Origin of the sequence: Streptomyces sp. ISL-100, assembly GCF_018614615.1 — a bacterium.
Lineage (GTDB): Bacteria > Actinomycetota > Actinomycetes > Streptomycetales > Streptomycetaceae > Streptomyces.
Genome location: NZ_JAGGOK010000059.1, coordinates 25,935 through 51,565, shown reverse-complemented (window position 1 = coordinate 51,565; position 25,631 = coordinate 25,935). Strand labels below are relative to the sequence as shown.

General features: G+C 70.9%; 20 protein-coding genes. 3 read left to right on the top strand and 17 right to left on the bottom strand.

Going from position 1 to position 25,631, the window contains the following annotated elements:
- Positions 1-25: 25 nt before the first annotated feature.
- From tmk to J7E89_RS25805, 8 genes are all read right to left on the bottom strand, one after another.
- On the bottom strand, positions 26-3,196 hold the full coding sequence (gene tmk / locus J7E89_RS25840) for a dTMP kinase (RefSeq protein ID WP_214976835.1): 3,171 nt from the start codon (positions 3,194-3,196) through the stop codon (positions 26-28).
- Positions 3,197-3,343: 147 nt separating this feature from the next.
- Positions 3,344-6,241, bottom strand: coding sequence for a type I DNA topoisomerase (gene topA / locus J7E89_RS25835; protein ID WP_214976834.1), 2,898 nt, complete (start codon positions 6,239-6,241; stop codon positions 3,344-3,346).
- Between the two features lie 213 nt (positions 6,242-6,454).
- On the bottom strand, positions 6,455-6,652 hold the full coding sequence (locus J7E89_RS25830; RefSeq protein ID WP_214976833.1) for a hypothetical protein: 198 nt from the start codon (positions 6,650-6,652) through the stop codon (positions 6,455-6,457).
- A 133-nt stretch (positions 6,653-6,785) separates the two neighbouring features.
- Positions 6,786-8,306 (bottom strand): class I SAM-dependent methyltransferase, encoded by a 1,521-nt coding sequence (locus J7E89_RS25825; RefSeq protein WP_214976832.1) that lies wholly within the window; start codon positions 8,304-8,306, stop codon positions 6,786-6,788.
- A gap of 93 nt (positions 8,307-8,399) precedes the next feature.
- The gene (locus J7E89_RS25820) at positions 8,400-8,981 is read right to left on the bottom strand and encodes a small secreted protein (protein ID WP_214976831.1); all 582 of its coding nucleotides are present in this window, start codon (positions 8,979-8,981) and stop codon (positions 8,400-8,402) included.
- Between the two features lie 210 nt (positions 8,982-9,191).
- Positions 9,192-11,609, bottom strand: a complete 2,418-nt coding sequence (locus J7E89_RS25815; protein ID WP_214976830.1) for a sodium-translocating pyrophosphatase — start codon at positions 11,607-11,609, stop codon at positions 9,192-9,194.
- A gap of 263 nt (positions 11,610-11,872) precedes the next feature.
- Complete coding sequence (locus J7E89_RS25810; RefSeq protein ID WP_214976829.1) at positions 11,873-12,349, bottom strand: ATP-binding protein; 477 nt, start codon at positions 12,347-12,349, stop codon at positions 11,873-11,875.
- A 95-nt stretch (positions 12,350-12,444) separates the two neighbouring features.
- Positions 12,445-12,798, bottom strand: coding sequence for an STAS domain-containing protein (locus tag J7E89_RS25805; RefSeq protein ID WP_028810414.1), 354 nt, complete (start codon positions 12,796-12,798; stop codon positions 12,445-12,447).
- A gap of 81 nt (positions 12,799-12,879) precedes the next feature.
- On the opposite strand from J7E89_RS25805, the gene J7E89_RS25800 reads away from it, so the two are divergent.
- The gene (locus J7E89_RS25800; RefSeq protein ID WP_214976828.1) at positions 12,880-15,414 is read left to right on the top strand and encodes a DEAD/DEAH box helicase; all 2,535 of its coding nucleotides are present in this window, start codon (positions 12,880-12,882) and stop codon (positions 15,412-15,414) included.
- Here J7E89_RS25800 and J7E89_RS25795 read toward each other — a convergent pair.
- The 7 genes from J7E89_RS25795 to ssd all read right to left on the bottom strand — a co-directional run bounded on the left by J7E89_RS25795 (position 15,320) and on the right by ssd (position 20,331).
- The gene (locus tag J7E89_RS25795; protein ID WP_308315599.1) at positions 15,320-15,730 is read right to left on the bottom strand and encodes an Rv3654c family TadE-like protein; all 411 of its coding nucleotides are present in this window, start codon (positions 15,728-15,730) and stop codon (positions 15,320-15,322) included. The two genes, J7E89_RS25800 and J7E89_RS25795, sit on opposite strands and share 95 nt — an antisense overlap.
- 113 nt (positions 15,731-15,843) lie before the next feature.
- The gene (locus tag J7E89_RS25790) at positions 15,844-16,221 is read right to left on the bottom strand and encodes a TadE family type IV pilus minor pilin (RefSeq protein WP_214976827.1); all 378 of its coding nucleotides are present in this window, start codon (positions 16,219-16,221) and stop codon (positions 15,844-15,846) included.
- Positions 16,208-16,414 (bottom strand): DUF4244 domain-containing protein, encoded by a 207-nt coding sequence (locus J7E89_RS25785; RefSeq protein ID WP_214976929.1) that lies wholly within the window; start codon positions 16,412-16,414, stop codon positions 16,208-16,210. Before J7E89_RS25785 ends, J7E89_RS25790 begins: the two co-directional genes overlap by 14 nt.
- A 14-nt stretch (positions 16,415-16,428) precedes the next feature.
- On the bottom strand, positions 16,429-17,220 hold the full coding sequence (locus tag J7E89_RS25780) for a type II secretion system F family protein (RefSeq protein WP_214976826.1): 792 nt from the start codon (positions 17,218-17,220) through the stop codon (positions 16,429-16,431).
- Entirely contained in the window at positions 17,217-18,041 is an 825-nt protein-coding gene (locus J7E89_RS25775; RefSeq protein ID WP_214976928.1) for a type II secretion system F family protein, read from the bottom strand. The genes J7E89_RS25780 and J7E89_RS25775 overlap by 4 nt, the downstream gene beginning before the upstream one ends.
- A gap of 35 nt (positions 18,042-18,076) precedes the next feature.
- Positions 18,077-19,225, bottom strand: a complete 1,149-nt coding sequence (locus tag J7E89_RS25770) for a TadA family conjugal transfer-associated ATPase (protein ID WP_214976825.1) — start codon at positions 19,223-19,225, stop codon at positions 18,077-18,079.
- On the bottom strand, positions 19,222-20,331 hold the full coding sequence (ssd, locus tag J7E89_RS25765; RefSeq protein ID WP_251061081.1) for a septum site-determining protein Ssd: 1,110 nt from the start codon (positions 20,329-20,331) through the stop codon (positions 19,222-19,224). The genes J7E89_RS25770 and ssd overlap by 4 nt, the downstream gene beginning before the upstream one ends.
- A 443-nt stretch (positions 20,332-20,774) precedes the next feature.
- On the opposite strand from ssd, the gene J7E89_RS25760 reads away from it, so the two are divergent.
- Positions 20,775-21,650: an HAD family phosphatase gene (locus tag J7E89_RS25760; protein WP_214976823.1), complete on the top strand. Its 876-nt coding sequence runs from the start codon at positions 20,775-20,777 to the stop codon at positions 21,648-21,650.
- Between the two features lie 311 nt (positions 21,651-21,961).
- Here the strand turns inward: J7E89_RS25760 and J7E89_RS25755 are convergent, their stop codons facing one another.
- The gene (locus J7E89_RS25755; protein ID WP_214976822.1) at positions 21,962-22,786 is read right to left on the bottom strand and encodes an oxidoreductase; all 825 of its coding nucleotides are present in this window, start codon (positions 22,784-22,786) and stop codon (positions 21,962-21,964) included.
- A gap of 102 nt (positions 22,787-22,888) precedes the next feature.
- Between J7E89_RS25755 and J7E89_RS25750 the strand changes: the two genes are divergently transcribed.
- Positions 22,889-23,875 (top strand): ATP-binding protein, encoded by a 987-nt coding sequence (locus J7E89_RS25750; protein ID WP_214976821.1) that lies wholly within the window; start codon positions 22,889-22,891, stop codon positions 23,873-23,875.
- Positions 23,876-24,096: 221 nt separating this feature from the next.
- On the opposite strand, the gene J7E89_RS25745 is transcribed toward J7E89_RS25750, so the two are convergent.
- Positions 24,097-25,389: a hypothetical protein gene (locus J7E89_RS25745; RefSeq protein WP_214976820.1), complete on the bottom strand. Its 1,293-nt coding sequence runs from the start codon at positions 25,387-25,389 to the stop codon at positions 24,097-24,099.
- Positions 25,390-25,631: the final 242 nt, after the last annotated feature.

Sequence of the window (25,631 nt, the reverse complement as noted above, 5' to 3'; positions counted from 1 at the left end):
GTAGGGGACTAGCCGCCCGGCGGGCCTACCGGCGCCCGCCCCGCCCCCACTGCGTACCGTCGTCCTCGTCGGCGTCCCGTCCGCCCAGCAGCTCGTCCGCCAGCGACGGCAGATCGTCGAGCGGAGTCTCCTCCGCCCAGTCCGAGCGCCGACGCGACGCACGCGCGTTCTGGCCGGCGGTCGGATGCGCCGCCTCCGGATCGAGCCACGGCAGCTCGCGCGTACGTTCATTGCTGTTTTCGCCGTCGCCGCGATCCTCAGACGCTTCGTCACGGAAGAACCCCGGCGGCACCCGGTCAGAAGGCTCGTCCCGCAACTGCGGCAGCACCGCCGTCTCGTCCGCGGGCCTCACGTCGCGCACCGGCGGCAGGACGGCGGTCTCGTCGGCCGCCGGCCCCGCATCCCGTACGTCCCGTACCGGCCGCAGCACGGCCGTATCGTCCGCAGCCCGCGCGGCCGGCGGGTCGTCCTTGCGCATGTCGACACGCGGCGTCGGCGTCTCCACCGTCTGCGTCACTTCGTCGGGGCGCACGACCGGCGTAGGCACAGTCAGCTCGGCGTCGGACGGTTCCGGCTCCGCCGCAACCGGAGCCGAGGCCATCGACGCCGCCGCAGCAGCCGCCTCAGCCGCCTCCGCGAGCCGACGCGCCTCCTCCGCCCGCAGCAGCGCCTCTTCCGCCCTGCGCTGCTTCTCCCGGCGGCGTTCCTCCGCCTCGGCCCGCAGCCGGGCCTCCTCCGCGGCCTGCCTGCGCAGCCGTTCCTGCTCGGCGGCCCGCGCCTTCTCCTCCGCCTCGCGGCGCAGCCGCTCCTCCTCGGCCAGCCGACGTGCCTCCTCGGCCCGCCGACGCGCCTCCTCCGCCTGCCGTTCGACCTCGCGCTGCCGCGCCTCTTCGATCTCGCGGCGTTTGCGCTCTTCTTCCTCGGCGCGGAGCCTGGCGAGTTGTTCCTGCCGCTCGCGCTCCAGCCGCTCCTCCTCAGCCTTGCGCGCGGCCTCCTCCTCGGCGCGCCGCCGCGCCTCTTCCTCGGCGGCCTTCCGCGCGTCCTCCTGCGCCTTCACCTCGGCGTCGGAGAGGGGCAGCATCCGGTCCAGCCGGTGGCGTACAACCGTGGTGACCGATTCCGGGTCCTGGCCGGCGTCCACCACCAGGTAGCGCCCCGGATCGGCGGCCGCCAGCGTCAGGAAACCGTGCCGCACGCGCGCGTGGAACTCCGGCGGCTCGGACTCCAGCCGGTCCGGCGCCTCGGTGAAGCGCTCGCGCGCGGTCTCCGGCGAGACGTCGAGCAGCACCGTCAGATGCGGTACGAGCCCGTCCGTCGCCCAGCGCGAGATACGGGCGATCTCGGTCGGCGACAGATCGCGTCCCGCGCCCTGGTACGCCACCGACGAGTCGACGTAACGATCAGTGATGACGACAGCGCCGCGCTCCAGCGCCGGACGTACGACGGAATCGACGTGCTCCGCCCGGTCGGCGGCGTAGAGCAGCGCCTCGGCCCGGTTCGACAGGCCCGCGCTCGACACGTCCAGCAGGATCGAACGCAGCCGCTTGCCGATGGGCGTGGCACCGGGCTCGCGCGTGACGACGACCTCGTGGCCCTTGTTGCGGATCCATTCGGCAAGCGCCCCGACCTGGGTGGACTTGCCCGCTCCGTCGCCGCCCTCCATGGCGATGAAGAAGCCGGTCGCGGCGGGCGCCTGGTCGGGCTCGCCGCCCCGCAGCGCCTCGCGCAGGTCGCGGCGCAGCGGAACGCCCTGCCGGTCGTCAGCCTTCGCAAGCACGAGCGCGGCCACCGGCAGCAGCAGCGCGCCGACGAGCATCAGCGTGAAGGCCGCGCCGCCGTGGGCGAAGACGAAGCTGCCGCTGGCAAGGCGGTGCGGGCCGATCGCGGCGGCGAGCACCGGGGCCACGACCGCGCCGAGGGCCATGTAGACCCGTACGACGGCGTGCAGGTGCTCGGTCGTACGCGCCCGCCGGAAGTCCTCGGTCTCCTGGTCGAGCAGCGTGTGCCCGGTGTTCGCGGCGACTCCGGCGGAGAAACCGGCAAGCAGTGTGATCATCAGGACAGTCGCCGTGTCCGGCACCACGCCCATGGCCAGCAGCGCGATGCCGGTGAAGGCGATCGCGAGCGACAGCAGGCGGCGCCGCGACAGCGTGGGCAGCACCTTCTGCGCGCTGCGGATCCCGATGACGCTGCCGCCGGTCAGCGCGAGGAAGAGCAGGGCGAAGGTGGCGGGGCCGCCGCCGAGGTCCTTCCCGTGCAGTACGGCGACGGCCGCCGCGGCGGCGACCGCTCCGGCGACCGCGGCGCAGGCCACGACGATGAGCCGGATCGCGCCAGTGCGTCCCTTGTCGACGCCCGTGCCGGTCTTCGGCCGACGCAGGCCCTCAAGCGGCGAGCGCGCGCGAGGCGTCTGCGCGTCGGGCAGTTCGAGGAAGAACAGCGTCGATACGGATGCGGCGAAAAGCCCCGCGGCGACGTACGACCCGAGGGCCGCCTGGTGCTGCGAGAACCAGTCGATGCCGGTGCCGAGCAGATTCCCGACGAGCGTCGCGGCCAGCAGCACGGCGGCAGCCGCGGGCAGGGCGACGAAGCTTGTACGCAGCGACAGCCGGCGCAGCGCGTCCAGGTGGTCGGGCAGCGGCCGTACCGTCGCGCCCTCCGGGGGCGGGGCGGGCAGCAGCGCGGGGGCGGCGCCCTCCTTGGCGACCGTCCAGAAGCGCTCGGCCACACCGGCGACGAATACGGTGATCATAAGTACGGCCTGTGCCGTGTCCGGGGTCCAGTCGATCCACAGCGGTGCGACGACGAGGAGGCCGAGCCGCAGCCCGTCCGCGCCGATCATCGTCCAGCAGCGGTCGAGCGGCCCCGATGGCCCGGTCAGCGTGGAGACCGGACCCAGGAGCAGGGCTCCGAAGATGAAGGTGGCAAGGATCCGAGCCCCGAACACCGCGGCGACCGCGAAGGCCGCACCGCGATAACCACCGCCGAACGACCCTTCCGAGATCGCCGCCTGAAGCGACAGCAACAGCAGCACGAGAAGGGCGAGGGCGTCGCCGGTGTTGCCGACGAGCTGCGCGCTCCACAACCGCCTGAGCGGGGGAATGCGCAGCAGGGCTCGTACGGCTCGCTCGCGTGAGTCTGCGGCTAGTGCGTCGGAGGTAGGGCTCACGACCGTTGGCTGCTCGGCTCGCGTCATCCGCCCAGCCTATCCGGACCCCGCTGCTCCCCGGAGGCCACGCCCGAACAAACGTCTGCTCCGGGCCCCATCCGGCCCTCCCACGCGGACACGGAAACAGCCCCCGGCGCCGAAAAAGCACCAGGGGCTGTAAACATCCTGTGACGACTACTCCTCCGAAGCCGACGACGAAGCCGAAGCCGACGACGTCTTCTTGGCCGGAGCCTTCTTGGCCGTGGCCTTCTTGGCAGCGGTGGTCTTCGCCGCCGTCGCCGTGGTCGTCTTCTTGGCCGCCGTCTTCTTCGCCGCGGCAGTCTTCGCCGTGGTCGTCTTCTTGGCGGCCGTCTTCTTGGCCGTGGCCTTCTTCGCCGGGGCCTTCTTGGCGGTCTTCTTCTTCGCCGGGCCCTTGGCGCGCTTCTCGGCGAGGAGCTCATAGCCCCGCTCGGGGGTGATGTCCTCCACGCTGTCGTCGGTCCGCAGCGTCGCGTTCGTCTCGCCGTCCGTGACGTACGGGCCGAAGCGCCCGTCCTTCACGACCACCGGACGCTCGCTGACCGGGTCCGTACCCAGTTCCTTGAGCGGCGGCTTGGCGGCCGCGCGGCCCCGCTGCTTGGGCTGGGCGTAGATCGCCAGCGCCTCTTCGAGCGTGATCGAGAAGAGCTGGTCCTCGGTCTCCAGGGAGCGCGAGTCCGTGCCCTTCTTGAGGTACGGGCCGTACCGGCCGTTCTGCGCGGTGATCTCGACGCCCTCGTCGTCCGTACCGACGACACGCGGCAGCGACATCAGCTTGAGCGCGTCCTCCAGCGTCACCGTGTCCAGGGACATCGACTTGAAGAGCGACGCCGTCCGCGGCTTGACCGCGTTCTTGCCGGTCTTCGGAGTGCCCTCGGGAAGGATCTCCGTGACGTACGGGCCGTACCGGCCGTCCTTCGCCACGATCTGGTGGCCCGTCGCCGGGTCGGCGCCCAGCTCGAAGTCGCCGCTCGGCTTGGCCAGCAGCTCCTCGGCGTACTCCACGGTCAGCTCGTCGGGCGGGAGGTCGTCCTGCACGTCGGCGCGCTGGTGTCCCTCCGCGTCCTTCTCGCCGCGCTCCACGTACGGGCCGTAGCGGCCCACGCGCAGCACGATGCCTTCGCCGACCGGGAATGAGGAGATCTCGCGGGCGTCGATCGCACCGAGGTCGGTGACGAGCTCCTTGAGGCCGCCGAGGTGGTCGCCGTCGCCGTTCCCGGCGTCCGCCGCGCCTCCCGGCGCGACACCGGCGTCGGCGTCGCCCTCACCGAAGTAGAAGCGCTTCAGCCACGGCACGGCCTGGGCCTCACCCCGCGCGATGCGGTCGAGGTCGTCCTCCATCTTCGCCGTGAAGTCGTAGTCGACGAGCCGGCCGAAGTGCTTCTCCAGCAGGTTGACCACGGCGAAGCTCAGGAAGGACGGCACGAGCGCCGTGCCCTTCTTGAAGACATATCCGCGGTCGAGGATCGTGCCGATGATCGAGGCGTACGTCGACGGGCGGCCGATCTCGCGCTCTTCGAGCTCCTTGACCAGCGAGGCCTCGGTGTAGCGGGCCGGCGGCTTGGTGGCGTGCCCGTCGACCGAGATCTCCTCGGACGAGAGCGCGTCGCCCTCGGCGACCTGCGGGAGCCTGCGCTCGCGGTCGTCGAGCTCGGCGTTCGGGTCGTCGGCGCCTTCGACGTACGCCTTCATGAAGCCGTGGAAGGTGATCGTCTTGCCGGAGGCGGAGAACTCGGCGTCCCGGCCGTCGCTCGCCCGGCCGCCGATCTTCACCGTCACGCTGTTCCCGACGGCGTCCTTCATCTGGGAGGCGACGGTGCGCTTCCAGATCAGCTCGTACAGCCGGAACTGGTCGCCGCTCAGGCCGGTCTCGGCAGGGGTGCGGAAGCGGTCGCCCGAGGGGCGGATCGCCTCGTGCGCCTCCTGCGCGTTCTTGACCTTGGCGGCGTACGTGCGGGGCTTGTCCGGCAGGTACTGGGAGCCGTAGAGCTGCGTCACCTGGGCGCGGGCCGCCTGGACCGCGGTGTCGGAGAGCGTCGTGGAGTCCGTACGCATATACGTGATGAAGCCGTTCTCGTACAGCTTCTGCGCGACCTGCATCGTGGACTTGGCGCCGAAGCCCAGCTTGCGCGACGCCTCCTGCTGGAGGGTCGTCGTACGGAACGGGGCGTACGGCGAGCGGCGGTACGGCTTCGACTCGACCGAGCGGACGGCGAACGGCGAGTCGGCGAGAGCGGCGGCCAGGGAGCGCGCGTTCGCCTCGTCGAGGTGAAGGACGTCACTCTTCAGTTGTCCCACGGAGCTGAAATCGCGGCCCTGGGCGATACGCCTGCCGTCGACCGTCGTCAGGCGGGCGACCAGAGAGGACGGGTCGGAGGCGTCACCGGTGCGTCCCGTGGAGAACGTGCCGGTCAGGTCCCAGTACTCAGCAGAACGAAAAGCGATGCGCTCGCGTTCCCGTACGACGACGAGACGTGTGGCGACGGACTGGACACGGCCGGCGGACAGCCGGGGCATGACCTTCTTCCACAGGACCGGCGAGACCTCGTAGCCGTAAAGACGGTCGAGGATGCGGCGCGTCTCCTGTGCGTCGACCATGGGCTTGTTCAGGTCACGCGGGTTGGACACGGCCTCGCGGATCGCGTCCTTGGTGATCTCGTGGAAGACCATCCGGTGGACGGGAACCTTGGGCTTCAGGACTTCCAGGAGGTGCCACGCGATGGCTTCGCCCTCGCGGTCCTCATCGGTGGCGAGGAAGAGTTCGTCGGACTCCGCGAGGAGCTCCTTGAGCTTCCTGACCTGCGACTTCTTGTCGGCATTGACGACATAGATCGGCTGGAAGTCGTTCTCTACGTCGACGCCGAGGCGGCGCACCTCGCCGGTGTACTTGTCGGGCACCTCGGCGGCGCCGTTCGGGAGGTCGCGGATGTGCCCGACGCTCGCCTCGACGACATAACCAGGGCCGAGGTAGCCCTTGATCGTCTTCGCCTTGGCGGGCGACTCGACGATGACGAGTCGGCGGCCGCCGTGTGCGGTCTCGCTGGTCGGGGACAACTTGGCTCTTCTCTCCGGTCGACACTCAGTGGTCTGTACGTGACGCTGCGGAGTGTGACGGTACAACCCGTCCCCGTGTCAAACGGCAAAAGCCCGCAACGGCCACTCGAACGGTAACCCGACTCCCGGCATTCCTGCCGCCCGGACCGCCCGACCGCCTCTGCCGGGACCCCGCCGGAGACCTCGTGTAGATCCCGTGTGGATCTCTTCCGATCAGATCCGGCCGAAACACCACACTCCGAGAACGACGAAGGCCGACCCGAACGCGGTGGCCAGCGCGAAGGAGATCGCGGGGCTCGTTCCGTACGCCACCGGCGCGCGGTGCAAAGTGCGCGCCCCCGTCCACCACAGCAGCCCGGCCCCGAACAGCGTGAACGCCGCTCCGGCGAAAACCGCTGGCCCGCTCTCCATCCCCGTACCCCTCACCGTCGCCGACCTGGTTCCCCGGACGGTGAGGCTGGCACCCCCGGAACACCGCCCGGCGACCTGGACGCGAACTGCCGGTGAACGGCATGTGGGCGGCAGAGGCTCAGTCCAGCGGCTCTCAGTCCAGCGGCTCCAGGAACGCCTGCTCGACCAGCAGCCGGATCGCCTCGGGCGTACGGTCCCGCAACAGCACCGGGTCCTCTCCGAGCAGTTGCGCGATGGCGTCGAGGATGCGTCCCGCGCTGAGCGATCCGTCGGACACCCCGGCGAAGCCCGCGCCGACCGTGTCGACCTTCGTCGCGCGCCGCATCCCGCGGTTCTGGCGGAGCACCACGTACTCCGGGTCTTCCGCGCCCGGCAGCCCGATCTGCTCCTGCACGACTTCGTCGGCGAGCTTGAAGTGGCCGGCGAGCAGCGCCGCGTCGTCGTGCGTCCGCAGGTAGTTCTGGCGCTCGAAATGGGCCCGTACGACCGGACCGAGAGGCTGTTCGACGGGGTGCGGCCACTCTTCGATGGTGATCGAGGGATTCTCGGCGCCGGACTTGCGCAGCGTGATCCAGCCGAAGCCGACGCCCTTGGTCTTGCGGGCCTCGAACTCATCCAGCCAGGCGTCGTAGCGCGCGGCGTACTCCGCGGGATCGGAGCGGTGGTCGCCGCTGTCGCGCAGCCACAGTTCGGCGTACTGCGTGACGTCCTGAACCTCGCGCTGCACGATCCACGCGTCGCACCCGCGCGGCACCCAGGAGCGCAGCCGCTCCTGCCACTCCTCGCCCTCCACGTGCTGCCAGTTGGCGAGGAACTGCGCGTACCCCCCGTCGTTGAGCCGCTCCCCCGCTCCCTGAACGAGCAGGCGGCACAGATCGTCCCCGCCCATCCCGCCGTCGCGGTACGTCAGCCGCGCACCCGGCGAGATGACGAAGGGCGGGTTGGACACGATCAGATCGAACGTGTCCTTGCCGACCGGCTCGTAGAGCGAGCCCTGACGCAGATCGGCTTCGGGCGCCCCGGAGAGCCCGAGTGTCAGCCGCGCGAACTGGAGGGCACGCGGGTTCAGGTCGGTGGCGGTGACCTTCACGGCGTGCTGCGCGGCGTGCAGTGCCTGGATGCCGGACCCGGTGCCGAGGTCGAGGGCGCTGGAGACCGGCGTACGGATGGTGATCCCGGCGAGCGTGGTGGACGCGCCGCCGACTCCGAGGACGACACCCTCCTCTCGGGTGCCCACTCCACCGGCGCCGCCGACCGCGCGGCCGAGGTCGGAGACGATGAACCAGTCCTGGCCCTCCTCGCCGCCGTAGGGCCGTACGTCCACAGTGGCCCGTACGCCGCCGTCCGCACCCTCGCCCCCGTCCGCACCCTCGCGCACCAACCAGCCGTCGGCCAGACACTGCTCCAGGGGCAGGGCGGCCCCGGCGCGGTCGGCCGGCACGGCCTGCTGGAGCAGGAAGAGCCGCACGAGCGTTTCGAGCGGGCTGCCGCCGCGCGTGCAGCGCAGAGCGGGCACGGTCTCGCTGCGGGCGAGCGCCGCGTACGCGGGCGCACCGAGCAGCTCGAGCAGCCCGTCGGCGGTGAATTCGGCGGCGAGGAGCGCGTCGCGGAGGCGGGCAGAGCTTTCGGGCGCGGGGAGTCTGGTCGTACTCACCCGGCCATTGTCACCGCTGCCACTGACAAAAGCCGCGCGGCCCGCCCCCCTTGTGGGGTACCGGGCCGCGCGGCAGGGCCGTATGCGCCGCGATTACGCGTCCGGGGACGCCGGGGAGGCGGGCGTCGCGCCCGGCTTCTGGCAGCCGGGCTGCTTGGCCATCGCCTTGCCGACCTCGCCCGACTGGAGCTTCTGGAGCGCGCGGTCGCCGCTCCTGCTGATCTTGTTCAGCTCGTCCGCGACGCCCTTGAGGCCGTCCGCGAACTTCGCCTGGTCGTCGGTGTCGAGCCCGTCGACCTGCTTGCGCAGCCCGGCGTACGCCGCCGAGGAGGCGTTGAGCTCCTTGACCGCGTCCTGCTGGGTCGTCTCGCCGTCGTCGACCGGCGGGGCGCCCGCCTTGTCCACCGCGGTGGCCATCGCCTTGTAGGCGTCCGAGATCTGCTGGAAGGCCCGGGAGTCCGTCCGCTGGACGTCGACGGGCTTGCTGTTGTCCGCGGTCTGCTTCTGGATCGAGGTGTTGGCGTCCGAGACCTTCTTCAACTGGGGCTGCACCTGGTCGCAGACCGTCTTCGCCCAGTCGTTGACCTTGTCGTCCTCGTCGTCACCGCCGCAGCCGGACAGCGCCATTACCAGTACCGCACCGCCGGACAGCGCGGCCGCAAACTTCTTGTTCACCGGATTGGTCCCTTCCAAGGCTCTCGGCCCCGGAACATACACGCCAAGTGGGCGACAACCGCATGCCGTACGTCTGGTACGTACGCTATTAAAGCCATTTGCACCAAGCGAGAGACACCTCACGAAACAGCCGCGGAACAGCGGCAGCGGGCGGACGCCGCGTCAGCACGCGGTGCCCGCCCGCCGTCTGATCAGGCGTTACTACTACTCCTACGAGACAACCTTGGACGGCACCGGCGGATCCGCCGGCTTGGGCACCCGTCCGGAGACACCTCCGGAGTTGTCTTCGTCACCCACGGCGATTCCGCGCCGCTTGGACACGTACACCGCGCCGACGACGACGGCGATGGCGAGCGTCGCGACCACCGCCCGCACTCCGGCGCTGGCGTCGGCGCCGTAACTGAACTGCACCACCGCGGGAGCGATGAGCAGCGCCACCAGGTTCATCACCTTCAGCAGCGGGTTGATCGCGGGACCCGCGGTGTCCTTGAACGGGTCGCCGACCGTGTCGCCGATGACGGTCGCGGCGTGGGCATCACTGCCCTTGCCGCCGTGATGACCGTCCTCGACGAGCTTCTTGGCGTTGTCCCACGCGCCGCCGGAGTTGGCGAGGAAGACGGCCATCAGCGTGCCGGTTCCGATGGCGCCGGCGAGGAACGAGCCGAGCGCGCCGACTCCGAGCGAGAAACCGACCGCGATCGGCGTCAGCACGGCGAGCAGGCCCGGTGTGGTCAGCTCGCGCAGCGCGTCCTTGGTGCAGATGTCGACCACTCGGCCGTACTCCGGCTTCTCCGTGTAATCCATGATCCCGGGGTGCTCGCGGAACTGCCGCCGCACCTCGAAGACCACCGCGCCCGCCGACCTGGACACCGCGTTGATCGCCAGCCCCGAGAAGAGGAAGACGACCGCCGCGCCGAGCATCAGCCCGACCAGGTTGTTGGGCTGCGAGATGTCCATCTGGAGTCCCAGCTCGCCGACTTTCGCCCCGACGTCGTCGCGTGCCGTCGCGATGGCGTCCTTGTACGAGCCGAACAGCGCCGCCGCCGCGAGGACCGCGGTGGCGATGGCGATGCCCTTGGTGATGGCCTTGGTGGTGTTGCCGACGGCGTCCAGGTCGGTGAGAACCTGCGCGCCCGCGCCCGTGACGTCGCCGGACATCTCGGCGATGCCCTGCGCGTTGTCGGAGACCGGGCCGAAGGTGTCCATGGCGACGATGACACCGACGGTGGTGAGCAGGCCGGTGCCGGCCAGGGCCACCGCGAAGAGGGCGAGCATGACCGACGTACCGCCGAGCAGGAACGCGCCGTACACGCCGAGTCCGATGAGCAGCGCGGTGTAGACGGCGGACTCCAGGCCGATGGCGATACCGGCAAGGACGACGGTGGCGGGGCCCGTCAGCGAGGACTTGCCGATGTCCCTGACGGGACGTCGGTTCGTCTCGGTGAAATACCCCGTCAGCTGCTGGATCAGGGCGGCCAGAACGATTCCGATGGCGACGGCGACGAGCGCCAGCACCCTCGGGTCGCCCTCGTGTCCCTTGACGACGGCGTCGGTCACGCCGTCCAGGTCGGCGTACGAGGACGGCAGGTAGACGAAGACCGCCACCGCGACCAGGACGAGGGAGATCGCCGCGGAGATGAAGAAGCCGCGGTTGATGGCGGACATTCCGCTGCGGTCGGCGCGCCGCGGGGCGACCGCGAAGATACCGATCATCGCGGTGACCACGCCGATCGCCGGAACGATCAGCGGAAAGGCCAGTCCGGCGTCGCCGAAGGCCACCTTGCCGAGGATGAGCGCCGCGACGAGCGTCACGGCGTACGACTCGAAGAGGTCGGCCGCCATGCCCGCGCAGTCGCCGACGTTGTCGCCCACGTTGTCGGCGATGGTCGCGGCATTGCGCGGATCGTCCTCCGGGATGCCCTGTTCGACCTTGCCGACCAGGTCGGCGCCCACGTCGGCGGCCTTCGTGAAGATGCCGCCGCCCACTCGCATGAACATCGCGATGAGCGCGGCGCCGAGCCCGAACCCTTCCAGCACCTTGGGCGCGTCGGCCGCGTACACGAGGACCACGCAGGAGGCACCGAGCAGGCCGAGGCCCACCGTGAACATGCCGACCACGCCGCCCGTACGGAAAGCGATCTTCATCGCTTTGTGCGAGACCGCTGTCAGATCCTTTTCCGGCTCGCCCTCGGCCGGGGTGGCTTCACGCGCGGCGGCTGCCACGCGCACATTGCTGCGTACGGCCAGACGCATCCCGATGTAACCCGTCGCCGCCGAGAAGAGCGCGCCGACCAGGAAGAATACGGAACGTCCGGCACGCTGCGACCAGTTGTCGGCCGGAAGCAGCAAGAGCAGAAAAAACACCACGACGGCGAAAACGCCGAGTGTGCGCAACTGCCGCGCAAGATAGGCATTCGCGCCCTCCTGCACCGCCGCCGCGATCTCTTTCATCTTGTCGGTGCCTTCGCCGGCTGCCAGTACCTGACGTACCAGCAGCTGGGCGACGACCAGGGCCGCCAGTGCCACTACGGCGATGACGATCACGATGATCCGGTTCTCGTCGGTGAGTACCGCTGCCGCGAGAGTAGAGGGGTGGTCCAGCTGCTGCGATGTGAAGAGCCCCGCCATTCGTCCTCCTTGACGCTCAGCGCTCAAGATGTGGACGGATTGTAGGGAGCGGAAGCTGATCAAAACAGAGCGCCACAAACCGAATTGACCTTCGCTTGCCACTCAGCAAATGATCGCGTTCCCGCAATCCCCTCAAAAGCGGTAATGGGGCAAACGCATTGGCGATTTCGGAATGATCTCCCGGAAAGATCTAGGGAAATACGAAAGGCCCTGCTCAGCAGGGCCTCACGGAAAAGATCCGGTCCACAGGAACCGGCAGAAGATCAGGGGGAAACGGCCGTCGGTGTCGTCGGCCAGCTCATGCGAATGGTGCCGCCGGACGCGCCCGTGACGACTTCTACATCGTCGACGAGTCCACTGATGACCGCCAACCCCATCTCGTCCTCACCGTCGGCATCGGCGTCGGAATCGGCGCCGGTCCCTCCGGACTCGGACCCGGTCCCGGTGGCGCCACGCACCCCGGGGACCGATCCGGCCGCACCGCCCGAACCGGGCACCTCGTCCCCGACCTCGATGGAGAAAGACTTCTCCTCCTCGGTCAGAGCGACCCGGACCGGAGCCGAGATGCCATTGCTGCGGTGGAGCCCCACCGCACGGGTGCACGCTTCGCCGACCGCGAGTCGGACTTCGTCCAGCACCGCCTCGTCCACCCCGGCCCGGCGCGCCACGGCGGCCGCCACCAGGCGGGCCGTCCTGACGTGCTCGGGCTGGGCGCTGAAGCGGAGTTCAACGGTGGCCATCTGCGGTCCCCCTCGGACGTACGGGCGTGCTTCTCAGGGGCCCAGGCCTGCGGCCCGGTGCCCCTGGTCCTTCTTCCGGTGGTCCCCGGAAGCCGTCAGTCGGTGGCGTTGACGGCTTCGTCGACCGAGGTGTGAATGGGGAACACCTTGGTCAGCCCGGTGATTCGGAAGATCTTGAGAATGCGCTCCTGGTTGCAGACCAGTCGCAGCGAGCCCTCATGGGCCCGCACACGCTTGAGTCCGCCCACGAGCACGCCGAGCCCGGTGGAGTCGAGGAAGTCCACGCCCTCCATGTCGACAACCAGGTGGTAGCTGCCGTCGTTCACCAACTCGACCAACTGCTCGCGCAGCTTGGGCGCGGTATACACATCAATCTCGCCACCGACCTCGACGACCGTACGGTCGCCACCAGGTCCAGACACGTTGCGAGTCGACAGGGACAGGTCCACGGATCCTCCAGCACCTTGCTATCGAGCGGCCGCCCCCCTGAGGTCTCCCCGGCGGAGCCAGAGGACGGAACGCCAGCCGCGATGGCATTCAATCACTTACCTGCAGGCATGCACGATGCCTTGGAACCATTGTCCTTCACGCCAGTGACACACTCGGTGCCGATGGCCAAGAATCACCGTCCCAGCAGACCTACGGAGAACGCGGGTGCGCCCCCCTCTCCCAGTACGGTCCTCCACCGGCTCTCCGCAGGCGAGAGCCGGTCCTCGCGCATCACTCATACGGAGCACTTGCCCCGACGTGCGGGTTCTCATGCAGTGTGGCCCGACCGCATCCGTACGGAAGTGATCGCGGCGATTCAGGCCGCCGGGATCGAGCATCCCTGGACCCACCAGGCGCAGGCCGCCGAGCACGCCCTGGACGGCGAGTCGGTCGTCATCTCCACCGGCACGGCGTCCGGCAAGTCGCTCGCCTATCTGGCCCCCGTCCTCACCACCCTCCTCGACGGCTCCGAAGCACCGAACGGGCGCGGCACGACGGCCCTCTACCTCGCCCCCACCAAGGCCCTCGCCGCCGACCAGCGCCGCGCCGTGAAGGCCCTCGCCGCGCCGCTGGGCAACGCCGTCAGGCCGGCCGTCTACGACGGCGACACGCCGGTCGAGGAACGCGAATGGGTACGTCAGTACGCCAACTACGTCCTCACCAATCCGGACATGCTCCACCTGGGGATACTCCCCTCCCACCCCCGCTGGGCCTCCTTCCTGCGCGCTCTGCGCTACGTCGTCATCGACGAGTGCCACACCTACCGCGGTGTCTTCGGCTCGCACGTGGCCCAGGTGATCCGCCGTCTTCGCCGCCTGTGCGCCCGCTACGGCGCGAATCCCGTCTTCCTGCTGGCCTCCGCCACCTCCGCGGAACCCGCCGTGTCCGCGGGCCGCCTGACCGGCCTCGCCGTCCGGGAGGTCGCGGACGACGCCTCCCCGCGCGGTGAACTGGTGTTCGCCCTCTGGGAGCCGCCGCTCACCGAACTGCGGGGCGAGAAGGGCGCGCCCGTACGCCGGACCGCCACCGCCGAGACCGCCGACCTCCTCACCGACCTGACCGTGCAGGGCGTCCGCTCGGTCGCTTTCGTACGCTCCCGGCGCGGCGCCGAGCTGATCGCCCTCATCGCCCAGGAACGCCTGGCCGCCGTCGACCGCTCGCTCCCGGCCCGGGTCGCCGCCTATCGCGGCGGCTACCTCCCGGAGGAACGCCGCGCCCTGGAGCGTGCCCTGCACTCCGGCGAGCTCCTCGGCCTCGCCGCGACCACCGCACTCGAACTCGGCGTCGACGTGTCGGGCCTGGACGCCGTCGTCATCGCCGGATACCCCGGCACACGTGCCTCCCTCTGGCAGCAGGCGGGCCGGGCCGGCCGTTCGGGTGAGGGCGCCCTGGCGGTTCTCGTGGCCCGCGACGACCCGCTGGACACGTACCTCGTCCACCATCCCGACGCCCTGTTCCGCCAACCGGTGGAATCCACCGTCCTGGACCCCGCCAATCCGTACGTCCTCGCCCCCCATCTGTGCGCCGCTGCTGCCGAGCACCCGCTCACCGATGCCGACATGGAGCTCTTCGGCCCGGCCGCCACCGAACTGATGCCGCAGCTGGAGGCCGCCAACCTGCTCCGCCGCCGGGGCAAGTCCTGGTACTGGACCCGCCGGGAGCGGGCCGCCGACCTCACCGACATCCGCGGCGGGGGCGGTCGCCCCGTGCAGATCGTCGAGGCGGACACCGGCCGGCTGCTCGGCACGGTCGACGCGTCAGCCGCCCACGCCTCCGTCCACGACGGCGCGGTCCACCTCCACCAGGGCCGTACGTACCTGGTGCGCCACCTGGACCTGGACGACCCGCACGGCGCTGTCGCCCTGGTCGAGGAGGCGAACCCGCCGTACTCCACCACCGCCCGCGACACCACCGCCATCTCCGTCCTGGAGACCGACACCGAGATCCCGTGGGGCGAAGGCCGCCTCTGCTTCGGCTCTGTCGAAGTCACCAACCAGGTCGTCTCCTTCCTGCGCCGCAAACTCATCACCGGCGAAGTGCTCGGTGAGACCAAACTCGACCTCCCTCCCCGTACGCTCCGGACCCGCGCCGTGTGGTGGACGGTCACCGAGGACCAGCTCGACGCCGCCCGCGTCAACCCGGAGCAGCTGGGCGGCGCCCTGCACGCCGCCGAGCACGCCTCCATCGGGATGCTCCCGCTCTTCGCCACCTGCGACCGCTGGGACATCGGCGGCGTCTCGATCCCGCTCCACCCGGACACCCTGCTGCCGACGGTCTTCGTGTACGACGGCCATCCGGGCGGCGCCGGGTTCTCGGAGCGGGCCTTCCACACCGCCCGCCAGTGGCTGACGGCTACCCGGGAGGCCATCGCCTCCTGCGAGTGCGAGGCGGGCTGCCCCTCGTGCATCCAGTCGCCCAAGTGCGGCAACGGCAACGACCCGCTCAACAAGCGCGCAGCCGTGCGCCTCCTCACCGTCCTCCTCAGGGGAGCCCCGGCCGACCGGGCCGCCCCGGATACCCCGGATTCGCCGGAGACCCCGGAGGCTCCTGCTGCCACGGAGAGCCCCTCGGAGTGAGCCCGGCAGCCACGGGCCCGGCGGGCCCCGCCCGGGCCCTCACAGCCACCCTGTACGGCCCCGCACCGGCCTCCACCATGACGTCGGAGACTTCGCCGTACACGGAACAGCTCACCAGCCGCGCCTCCTGAGCCGACGCCACCTCGGCCGCGTCATCGCACGCGGCGGCCTCACCCCGCATCCACTGCCCCGCGGCCGCGAGGGCCGCCAGATCCGCGGCACCGCCGGCCCGATGCCGCGCCACCACCGCCTGCCCCGCCGCCAACGCTCCCGCGAACACCACCCCAAGCACGGCCACAACCACGACGGCCAACACCGTGGCGCCCCCGCGATCCCCCCGCCCCAGGCCGCTACGCTCCCTCCAGCCGGCCCGGCGGCCGACGCCGCCCCGATGGTCGCCACCCCAAAGGCCGAAGCCCCACCTTCCCCTCACGCCGCCACCCCCACGCTCTCCTCGGCCGCCGCGACCGCTTCTGCCCGCAGCGTCAGGGACAGTGCGCCGAGGCCGGGTGAGGGGGCCTCGACGGTTACTCGCACCAGGTCCCCCTCCCTGCCGATCGTCACGCGCGCTCCACGCGGCGCCGCCTGCCGGGCCGCCGCGACCGACGCGCCCGCCGGCTCCTGCCGTGCGGCGGCCCTGGCGCCCGCCCTCGCCGCGTCCACGCACTGGATCTGCGCGGAGGTAGCCATCAGCGCCCAGATCAGCGCCATCGTGAAGAGCACCAGCGCCGGTACCACCACGGCCGCCTCCGCCGTGACATAGCCGCTGTCCGCACGTGCCCGTTCGCCGGCCTCAGAACGGCACATTGAGTGCCCTCCCCACGACCGCTTCCAGTGCCCCGGCGACCATGTCGCTCGTGACGACCTTGTAGAGCACCGCCGCGAACGCGCAGGCAGCGATCGTCCCCATCGCGTACTCGGACGTCGTCATCCCCGCGTCCCCGCCACCGGCCGCCCCGCACACCAGCCTGCGTGCCCGCACTCGCATCCACACCCACATGTCGACCCCCAAGGTCAGTTGCCGTTCATCAGTCCGCTCGCCAGTCCGATCACCACGGGCGCCACTCCGACCACCAGGAAGGCGGGCAGAAAGCACAGCCCGACCGGCCCGACCATCAGCACGCCCGCCCGCTGCGCCCGGGCCGCGGCCTCCCGCGCCCGTTCGGCTCTGAGGCCCTCGGCCAGCCGGGCGACGGGTTCAGCCGCCGGAGCCCCGGTGGCGCCCGCCCGTTCCAGACAGCGGGCCAGCCCCGCGGCGCCCCGTATCGCGCCCAGCCGCCCCCACGCGTCGGCCGGTTCCCCTCCGAGCCGCAGCTCGGCAGCGGTCCGCGCCAGCCGCTCACCCACCGGGCCGCGGAGCGAATCCCCGACCGCCTCCGCCGCCTCACGCGGCCCCGCTCCGGCCGAGATGCAGGCCGCCAGAAGATCGGCGGCAAGCGGGAGTTGGCGGGCATCGACCGGGCCCTCTTCGCGCGGCTTGCGCCCCCGCTGCCACCGCACGGTCCCGTACGCCGCGACCGCCCCGACCGCGCAGCCGGCCAGCCCACCCACCAGCACGTACCCGGTGGCAACGGCCCCCATCGCCGGCCCCCAGCGCAGCACCCGCACCCCGTACTCGGGCCTCCACCGCCACCTGCGCCCGAAGCCCGTCCCGGCCGCATCTGCCGCCTCCATGACCAGCAGCGCCGCCAGCCGTCGGCGCAGCAACCGCTCCCGCCGCCGCCCGGCCAGCGCGAGCGCCAGCCACACCGCGGTGGCCGCGACCGACACCACCACCCCCAGCCTGTGGACAAGTTCCCCGCTCATGAGCCCTCCCCCCGTCGTACGATCCGCCGGGCCCAGAAGAGACCCGCGCCCTCCAACAGCCCGCCGGCCAGCAGGCAGCCCAGCCCGGCCGGAGTGTGCAGCAGCACCCTCAGCGGTCCGGCCCCCAGCGCGCTGCCGATCAGCAGCCCGGCCACCGGAAGCAGCGCCAGAAGCGCCACCGTCGCCCACGCCCCGGTCAGCTGGGCCCGGAGGTTCTCGCGCTGGTCCCGCTCGGCCCGCAGCGCACCCTCCAGCCGGTCGAGCCCGGCCGCGAGACCGGCACCGCCGTCCACCGCCACCCGCCAGCACGCGGCGACCCCCACGAGCCCGTCCGCCCCCGGCTCCCGCGCGGCCCTCCGCAGCGCATCGGGTACGTCCCCGCCGAACCGCGCCGCCGCCAGCACGTCGGCCTGCGCCCCGCCCAGGCCACCGGTGCCCGCCGCGGCGGCGAACAGCGCCTGCCCCGGCTGCCTTCCGGCCCGTAACTCGCCCGCCACCGCCGCGCACAGCGCGATCACCTCGTCCGCCCGCTTCCCCCGCTCACGGCGCCGCTCCCCGGCCAGCAGCCGGCGCCGCACCAGCGGCACCGCCACCGCTCCCGCGACCAACGGCAGGACCGACTGGCCCAGTACGGCCACGAGCACCGCGACCGGCACACAGAGCCACTCCCGCCCCAGCCGCTCCCTCACCGGCGCCGCCAACCGCGCCCAGAGCGCGCCCGGGCCGCCCGGGTCCACCGCCCCGCCCGCCAGCATCAGCCGTGCCCGCCGCAGGTCGCGGTCCCGCCCTGCCAGCAGCCAGGCCGCCGCCCCGGCGCACATCGCCGCGGCATACACCGGCCCCGCGCCCGCACCCGTCACAGCGCACCCCCGATCAGCGCACGCAGCCGGAGCCAGCCGCGTTCGTACGAGAAGGCCTCCGCGCCCCACCGCAGCGCAGGCACGGTCACCACCAGCCCCGCCGCGTCCCGCTCCAGCACATGGACCTCGGCAACCCGCCGCAGCCCGCCCCGGCCGCGCGCAAGATGCACGACCACCGACAGGGCCGCCGCCAGCTGACTGTGCAGCGCCGCCCGGTCGAGCCCCGCGGCCGCCCCGAGCGCCTCCAGCCGCGCCGGGACATCCGTCGCCGCGTTGGCATGCACAGTCCCGCATCCGCCCTCGTGCCCGGTGTTGAGCGCGGCCAGGAGCTCGGTTACCTCGGCGCCCCGCACCTCACCGACCACCAGCCGGTCGGGCCGCATCCGCAGCGCCTGACGCACCAGGTCCCGCAGCGTGATCTGCCCCGCGCCCTCCTGGTTCGCGGGTCGCGACTCCAGGCGCACCACATGCGGGTGATCGGGCCTCAGCTCGGCCGAGTCCTCGGCCAGCACGATCCGCTCCCGCTCCCCGACGAGCCCCAACAGGGTCGAGAGCAGCGTGGTCTTCCCCGTGCCCGTACCCCCGCTGATCAGGTACGAGAGCCGGGCTTCGACGATCGCCCGCAGCAGCCCCTCGCCACCTGGCGGAACCGTCTTGGCCTCGACCAGTTCGGCCAGCGAGAACGCCTTGGGCCGCACCACCCGCAGCGACAGGCACGTCGAGCCGACCGCCACCGGCGGCAGCACCGCGTGCATCCGCGTCCCGTCGGGCAGCCGGGCGTCCACCCACGGCCTCGCGTCGTCCAGCCGTCGCCCCGCCACCGCCGCGAGCCGCTGCGCGAGCCTGCGCACCGCGGCCGCGTCGGCGAACGAAACCCCCGTGAGCTCAAGGCCGCCGCCCCGGTCCACCCACACCCGGTCGGGCGCGGACACCAGCACATCCGTCACCGAGGGATCGGCGAGCAGCGGTTCCAGCGTCCCCGTCCCCACCAGCTCGCAGCGCAGCTCCTCGGCCGCCCCCAGCACCTCCGCGTCCCCCAGCAGCCGCCCCTGCGCCCGCAGCGCGGCAGCCACCCGGGCCGGCGTCGGCTCCGCCCCGCTCTCGGCGAGCCGCTGCCTCACGGCGTTGAGCATTCCCGCGCTCATGAGACACCGCCCCCGGCGAGCGCCTGCTCCCAGAACGCCGTACAGAACCTGGCCAGCGGTCCGCGCGCACTGCCACCCGGCGGTGTACCGCCGGCCTGCGCCTCCAGCAGCCCCGACTCCACCGGCAGCTCACCTGCCAGCGGAAGCCCCAGCAGCCCCGCCACCGACTCCTCGTCGAGCCCCGCGGCGTACGGCCCGCGCACCACCACCCGCAGGTCCCGCAGCACCATGCCCGCGGTGGACGCCACCCGGCTCGCCGCCGCGACGGCCCGCAGCTCCGCGGGCACCACCAGCAGTCCGAGGTCGAGCTGGGCCAGCGCCTCGGCCACGGCCTCGTCGACCCGGCGCGGCAGGTCCACGACCACCACCCCACCACGCCTTCGCGCGGCGGCCAGCACCGAGCGCATCGCTTCCGGCGGGATCACCACACGGTCGCCGCGGTCCCAGCTCAGCACGCGCAGCGCATGCAGCTCAGGCAGCGACTCCTCCAGCGCGCCGCTGCCGACCCGCCCCCTGGACTCCGCGAAATCGGGCCACCGCATGCCTTCCACGGCTTCCCCACCGAGCAGTACGTCGAGGCCGCCGCCCAGCGGATCGCCGTCGATGAGCATCGTGCGCAGGCCCGTGCGGGCGGCGGCCACCGCCAGCGCACACGCCAGAGTCGAAGCCCCCGCCCCGCCGCGCCCGCCGAGCACTCCCACGGTCAGGGCCTGGCCCCCCACGCCCTCCGCCACATCGGCGATGCGCTCGACGAGCCAGCTTTCCGCGTCGGGCAGCCGCAGCACATGGTCGGCTCCGATCTCCACCGCGCGCCGCCACACATCGGGGTCGTCCTGGTCCTTGCCCACGAGCATCACGCCGCGTCTGCGCACTCCCCCGCGTCCCAGCACCGCCCCGCGCACCCGGTCGGCGGCGTCGTCACCGACGAGGATCAGCGGCGCGCTTTCCCAGCTGCTCCTGCGCTCGGGCACCGCGTGGTGGACTTCCGGTTCGGCGCCCGCCGCGGCGCACAGCCGCAGCAGATCGTCGAGCAGGTCGACGTCCTCGGTGACGATCAGCGGTCCGCCCTGCCGCGCTGCGGCGGCCGGCGTTCGGTCGGGTGTCATGGATCCGGCCACGATCTCCGCCCCCTTCTCACTGCGATTCCTTGCGTCCACGAACTTCGCGGACGCAATCACCGTGGGGGGATCTGGGAAATCGTGTGGATCTTGCTGAAAAACGGGGGACAACTCATCGGTTGTGAATATCCCGCTCACCTATACCAGTGACTTCCGGAGAGCGGCGGAACGATTACGCAGCGTGACACGTCTGGTGAGTGGAAGGCAGCCGCGGCCACGGGCCGAGAGGGGGAACAATGATCAGAACCGGAGGGCGAAACCACGTCCGGACATGCGACGACCCCCGTCGGGGGGGAGAACGGGGGTCGTCTCCACGGCCGACTCGGGGGGGAGGAGTCGGACCGGGGTAGCACGGTCGCGAACGATCCGTGACTTCCATGGTGTACCCGAGAGCCTTCTCAGGCAAACCCACGCGCCACAGCGTACGCCGAATGGTGGGCGCCTATGCTCGCCTCGTGGAAAACCGCTCCTTGCCGCGAACAGCCGCCTTCTTCGACCTCGACAAGACCGTCATTGCGAAGTCGAGCACGCTGACCTTCAGCAAGTCCTTCTATCAAGGCGGACTGATCAGCCGCAGAGCTGCTCTCCGCACGGCGTACACCCAGTTCGTGTTCCTCGCCGGAGGCGCGGACCACGACCAGATGGAGCGCATGCGCGAGTACCTCTCCGCGCTCTGCAAGGGATGGAATGTTCAGCAGGTCAAGGAGATCGTCGCCGAGACACTGCACGACCTGATCGACCCCATCATTTACGACGAGGCGGCCTCCCTCATCGAGGAGCATCACACCGCCGGCCGCGACGTCGTGATCGTCTCCACCTCCGGCGCGGAGGTGGTCGAGCCCATCGGTGAGCTCCTGGGAGCCGACCGCGTGGTGGCGACCCGGATGGTCGTCGGCGACGACGGCTGCTTCACGGGCGAGATCGAATACTACGCGTACGGACCCACCAAGGCCGAGGCGATCAAGGAGCTCGCTGCCTCCGAGGGGTACGACCTGGCGCGCTGTTACGCGTACAGCGATTCAGCCACGGACATCCCGATGCTCGAGTCGGTCGGCCACCCCTGCGCGGTCAATCCGGACCGGGCGCTGCGCCGCGAAGCACTCGCCCGCCAATGGCCGGTTCTCGTCTTCAACCGGCCGGTCCGGCTCAAGCAGCGGCTGCCCGCCTTCTCCATGCCGCCCCGCCCCGCGCTCGTCGCCGCGGCCGCGGTCGGAGCGGCCGCCGCCACCGCGGGCCTGGTTTGGTACGTCAGCCGCAGGCCCGGCCGGCGAGCCCGACGGCAATGCGAAAACTTTGCCCGTATTTGAACCGATACGTAAAGAAGCACGTCCAGGGCTTTCGCTTCCCCGGCTTCAGGAGTACAAATGAATTAACGGCCCGCGAGACCAGGGACATCCGAGAGGATGACCTATAACGCAGTAAGGCCCCACGGACCGAGCATGGAAGTTGAGCACCCACGCGACGTCGACCCGTCGATTACGGGCCAGCCGCACCAGGGACGGGCAAAGTTCCCGACCTGATGGGCATAAATTCGAGGACGCATGGTAACTCGGCGGACATGCCAGCGGCGGTACCGTTCCACTGGTACCGCCGCAACCCTTTGTCCGGCCGGAAAGGCTCAGGCAGCTCCGCGCTGAAGCGCCTCGCACACGGCCGTCGACTCCCGGGCCCCCAGCTCCACCGCACGCCCGCAGTGCGTGATCCACGCCGCCATGCCCTCCGGCGTCCCTGACACGTAGCCCTCCAGCGCCGCGACGTACGCCGCGCGCCCCAGCTCTCCGTGCCCGACCTCCGCCGGGCAGACCGACTTCGGGTCGAGGCCGCTGCCGATCATCACGATCCGCCCGGCGGTGCGCGCCACCAGGCCGTTGTACGAGCCGAACGGGCGCAGCGCCAGCAGCTCGCCGTGCACCACGGCCGCCGTGACCAGCGCAGGCGCGGAACCGCCCGCGATGATGAGCTCCGAAAGCCCCTCCAGCCGCCCTGCCACCTCGTCGGCGCCCGGCAGCGGGAACTCGATCAAAGGCTCGTCCACCGGCTCGCCCGCGAGCCGCGGCCGGCCCACCAGCTCGTCGGCGATCCCTGCGCCGCCCGCCGCCACCAGATGCAGCCGGGCCAGCACCCGAAGCGGCGACTGGCGCCAGATGGACAGCAGTTGTCCGGCCTCGGCGGTCAATCGCAGCGCCGCTCCGACGGTCCGCGACTCGTCGTCGACGCTGAAGTCGGTACGCCGACGCACCTCCTCCAGCGCCCAGTCCGCACCCGCGAGCGCCGCCGAGCCGCGCGCGCCGCGCAGCGCCGCCTCCGCGGTGATCTCGTTGCTTCGGCGCCGCATGACGCGGTGTCCGTAGACGCGGTCGACGGCCTTGCGCACGGAGTCCACGGCCTCGGGCACGCCGGGCAGCGCGCCCAGCGCCGCGAGTGGGTCAGCAGTCGTACTCATAAGTAAGGAGCCTACGCATCCACAGCACTCACCCCACCTTGGAGTGGTCTTCTTCACTCACTGCGCGCACACGACGCAATCATGCGATTACCCTTGGTGAACATGAAGATCGCTTTCGTAGGGAAGGGCGGCAGCGGCAAGACGACGCTGTCCTCGCTCTTCATCCGCCACCTCACCGCCAACGAAGCCCCGGTCGTCGCCGTGGACGCCGACATCAACCAGCACCTGGGCGCCGCGCTCGGTCTGGACGAGGCACAGGCCGCGGCGCTGCCCGCCATGGGCGCGCACCTGCCCCTCATCAAGGACTACCTGCGCGGCACGAATCCCCGCATCGCCTCCGCCGAAACGATGATCAAGACCACCCCACCGGGGGAGGGTTCGCGGCTGCTGCGGGTGAGCGAGGACAACCCGGTGTACGACGCGTGCGCCCGCACCGTGCGACTCGACGACGGTGAGATCCGGCTGATGGCCACCGGTCCGTTCACCGAGTCCGACCTGGGCGTCGCCTGCTACCACTCCAAGGTCGGGGCGGTCGAGCTGTGCCTCAACCACCTCGTCGACGGCCCGCAGGAGTACGTCGTCGTCGACATGACGGCCGGCTCTGATTCCTTCGCCTCCGGCATGTTCACCCGCTTCGACATGACCTTCCTGGTGGCGGAACCGACCCGCAAGGGCGTCTCCGTCTACCGCCAGTACAAGGAGTACGCGGCGGACTTCGGCGTATCCCTCAAGGTCGTCGGCAACAAGGTGCAGGGCCAGGACGACATCGACTTCCTGCGCGAGCAAGTGGGCGACGACCTGCTGGTCACCGTCCGGGCGTCCGACTGGGTCCGCGCGATGGAGAAGGGCCGCCCGTCCCGATTCGAGCTCCTGGAGGCCGACAACCGCCTGGCCCTCCAGACGCTGCAGGACGCCGCGGAGGACTCGTACGCGGAGCGCGACTGGGAGCGCTATACGCGCCAGATGGTGCACTTCCACCTGAAGAACGCGGAGAGCTGGGGCAACGCGAAGACGGGCGCCGACCTGGCTGCCCAGGTCGACCCCGCCTTCGTGCTGGGCGAGGCGCTGCTCGTCCCCCAGCCGTCCTAAAGCCGCAACACCTACCCCCGGCCGCGAGCCGGACGGACGGAGTCCGGCACAGCGCCCCGAAGCCCGAGAGGCGCCCCGGCGCCGAGCGGTGCGAGGGGCGCAAAAGGAGGAACCTGCCTGGCCGCCCAGGTCGACCCCGCCTTCGTGCTGGGGGAGGCCCTGCTCGTGCCCCAGCCCTCCTAGTCGACCCGCCTTCGTCCTCGGGGAGCGTTTCGCGGGGGCTAGTGCCGCTCAGCCGGCTTGACCTGGGAGGCCGCCCCTGCGCTGGGGGCGGCCGCTGCCGGCTGGGTGGCCAGGAATGACGCCCAGCCTTGCTGCGGGTTCTCCCCGACCTCCAGAGTGCGCATCTTTGCGAGCACCTGCGGGTCCTGTACGTCCAGCCAGTCGGCCAGTTGCTTGAAGGAGACGCAGCGCACGTCCCGTTTCAAGCAGACCATTTTGATCGTCTCCTCGACGGCGCGCATGTACGTGCCGCCGTTCCAGGACTCGAAGTGGTTGCCGATGATCAGCGGGGCGCGGTTGCCGTGGTACGAGCGGTCGAAGGCCTGGAGCAGGCCGTCGCGCATCTGGTTGCCCCAGAACTCGTGCTGGGCCGGATCGCCCTTGACCGTTCCCGACTGGTTGACCATGAAGTTGTAGTCCATCGAGAGCGTTTCGAAGGCCCGGCCCGGCACCGGTACCAGCTGGAGCGGAAAGTCCCACATGCCCTGGGTCTTCTTCGGCCACACCTGCTTGCCGACACCGCTGGAGTCGTAGCGGAAGCCGAGCTCCCTTCCGGCCGCCATCATGTTCTTCTGCCCCTCCAGGCAGGGGGTGCGGGCGCCGACGAGCTCCTTGTCGTAGTCGAAGGGCAGCGGCTTGGCGTTCCTCAGGCCCGAGTTGGTCTTCCAGCGCTTCACGAACGCCTTCACCTGCGCGATCTCGCTCTTCCACTCCTCCGTGGACCAGGTGCCGACGCCCCCGTCCTTGCCGCAGAAGTGGCCGTTGAAGTGCGTGCCGATCTCATTGCCGTCCAGCCACGCGCCGCGCAGCTGTTCCACGGTGTCGCTGATTCCCCCGACGTCGTTGAAGCCGATGTCGGAGCGGCCCGGTGAGTGCTGAGGCGGGTCGTAGAGGTGCCTCTTGTCCTCGGGCAGCAGGTATACGGCGCTGAGGAAGTACGTCATCGTCGCGTCGTACTTCTTGCCGACCTCGCGGAAGTGGGAGAAGAGCCGCTGGCTGTCCTCCCCCGCCCCGTCCCAGGAGAAGACCACGAACTGCGGTGGCGTCTGACCGGGCTTCAGCCTCTGTGGCTTGGGCAGGCGCGGCTGCTTTCCGGTGTACGCCGTCGAGCCGTCGCCGATCAGGCGTACCGCACTCATGGGCGCCGGCTTGGGCGCGTTCTTCTTCGCTCCGTGGGCGCCTTGCCCGGCGCCGGGGGCGCCCTGGCCGGCGGATCCCGAGCAGGCTGCGAGCGAGCCTGCCAAGGTCACGGCGGCGACGCCGAAGGCGATCCTCTTCGTGGCGGCCATCATCCGCCCACCCCTCTTCCGTCAGGTTTCGTGCGCTGCAGTGCCGACACAGCGCGGCAAACCTCGCACGGCCTAGCGGAGGGATAGATATGACAAGCCGCTTAAATTCCTTATTCACCAGTACGGGTGAAACGCTGGCCCATTTGGACCCAATTGCACCCTTCGTTCTTTACTCTGCATTACCATTCATTTACTGAGAGTTGAAAATCCCGCCACTGCACGCCGTGACCCACGGCCGCGTCCCA

Bases quoted from the DNA above. Each gene is read 5' to 3' on its own strand.
- tmk (WP_214976835.1), bottom strand. From the start codon at position 3,196: ATGACGCGAGCCGAGCAGCCAACGGTCGTGAGCCCTACCTCCGACGCA.
- J7E89_RS25830 (WP_214976833.1), bottom strand. From the start codon at position 6,652: ATGGAGAGCGGGCCAGCGGTTTTCGCCGGAGCGGCGTTCACGCTGTTC.
- J7E89_RS25815 (WP_214976830.1), bottom strand. From the start codon at position 11,609: ATGGCGGGGCTCTTCACATCGCAGCAGCTGGACCACCCCTCTACTCTC.
- J7E89_RS25810 (WP_214976829.1), bottom strand. From the start codon at position 12,349: ATGGCCACCGTTGAACTCCGCTTCAGCGCCCAGCCCGAGCACGTCAGG.
- J7E89_RS25800 (WP_214976828.1), top strand. From the start codon at position 12,880: ATGGCATTCAATCACTTACCTGCAGGCATGCACGATGCCTTGGAACCA.
- J7E89_RS25790 (WP_214976827.1), bottom strand. From the start codon at position 16,221: ATGTGCCGTTCTGAGGCCGGCGAACGGGCACGTGCGGACAGCGGCTAT.
- J7E89_RS25785 (WP_214976929.1), bottom strand. From the start codon at position 16,414: ATGTGGGTGTGGATGCGAGTGCGGGCACGCAGGCTGGTGTGCGGGGCG.
- J7E89_RS25780 (WP_214976826.1), bottom strand. From the start codon at position 17,220: ATGAGCGGGGAACTTGTCCACAGGCTGGGGGTGGTGGTGTCGGTCGCG.
- J7E89_RS25775 (WP_214976928.1), bottom strand. From the start codon at position 18,041: ATGTGCGCCGGGGCGGCGGCCTGGCTGCTGGCAGGGCGGGACCGCGAC.
- J7E89_RS25770 (WP_214976825.1), bottom strand. From the start codon at position 19,225: ATGAGCGCGGGAATGCTCAACGCCGTGAGGCAGCGGCTCGCCGAGAGC.
- ssd (WP_251061081.1), bottom strand. From the start codon at position 20,331: ATGACACCCGACCGAACGCCGGCCGCCGCAGCGCGGCAGGGCGGACCG.
- J7E89_RS25760 (WP_214976823.1), top strand. From the start codon at position 20,775: ATGGTGGGCGCCTATGCTCGCCTCGTGGAAAACCGCTCCTTGCCGCGA.
- J7E89_RS25755 (WP_214976822.1), bottom strand. From the start codon at position 22,786: ATGAGTACGACTGCTGACCCACTCGCGGCGCTGGGCGCGCTGCCCGGC.
- J7E89_RS25750 (WP_214976821.1), top strand. From the start codon at position 22,889: ATGAAGATCGCTTTCGTAGGGAAGGGCGGCAGCGGCAAGACGACGCTG.
- J7E89_RS25745 (WP_214976820.1), bottom strand. From the start codon at position 25,389: ATGATGGCCGCCACGAAGAGGATCGCCTTCGGCGTCGCCGCCGTGACC.